This is a genomic window from Terribium retamae, from assembly GCF_022347545.1.
Taxonomy (GTDB): Bacteria; Pseudomonadota; Alphaproteobacteria; order Rhizobiales; family Rhizobiaceae; genus Mesorhizobium; species Mesorhizobium retamae.
Window position 1 is genome coordinate 1 of sequence record NZ_JAKREW010000125.1, and the last position, 989, is coordinate 989.

Annotated in this window: 1 protein-coding gene; it reads right to left on the bottom strand. The window is 64.9% G+C overall.

From position 1 onward, the window contains the following. Positions 1-504: 504 nt before the first annotated feature. The coding region (locus L4923_RS30845; RefSeq protein ID WP_239370888.1) for a sensor histidine kinase at positions 505-989 on the bottom strand (485 nt) is incomplete at its 5' end.

Below are 989 nucleotides of genomic sequence, written 5' to 3' on the forward strand. Positions count from 1 at the left end.
GCTGCCGTGTCATAGGGGGAAAAGTGTTACCCATCTATCCGGTTCAAAATGTAACCCCTCTATCCGCTGGACATTCAGCATCTTAGCGAGCATGCCCGTTAGGGCAGCGGAGCTAAGTGCTAGAAATCGCAAGAGAGGGGATATCCAGCCGCAGCGCTGACGATCAGCGTATCGTATCCCGGACTTGCGAACCTCTCAGCTGAAAATCCCCTCTCTTGGATTTTCTACGACTTAGCCTGCGCCGCCCTGCGGGCGTGCTCGTCTAAGGTCGTGAAAATCCTTTCTCCCCCGCAAGGGGGGAGATAGGGGCGCCGCGCCCATCGCGACACACGGCCCTCGGCTATGGCCTCGGGCGTTCGAGCCTTTTGGAAGGTCCACTGGACCTTCCAATTCGCCTGCGGCGAACCAGGCTCTCACCCCCCCCTGCAAGGGGGGAGATAGGGCGCCGCGCCCTTTGCGACACCCAACCCCCGAGGACAGAACCGTCGCACTCCACCGCACCACCTACCCCGCCGGGATCTCGATCTCGAACGTCGCACCCCGCTCCGCATCCACCAGCCGGATCGACCCTTCATGCGCTTTCACCAGCGCCGCGACGATGCTGAGGCCCATGCCGGTGCCGCCGGTTTCGCGCCGCGTGGTGAAGAAGGGCGAGAAGATGCGGGCCCGGTTGTCGGGCGAGATGCCGGCGCCGTCGTCGGACACCAGCACGCGCACGACGCCATCCTGTTGCCGCGCGCTGACCATGAAGCGGCTGGCGCCATGGCGGGCGGAATTGTCGGCAAGGTTGGAAAACAGGATCGCCGCGTTTTCGCCCGACATCTTGAAGCGCAGCGCCGCACCAGCCTCGATCGCCACGGACGGGCTCGCCATTCCGGAAACCGTCTCGGAACCGCCGACAATTGCCTCAGCGGACCCGGCGCCTTCCCGCGAAACGCCGAGCCCCGCCAGCGCTTCGCCCAGCGTCGTCGTCTCCACCGCGGCACCGG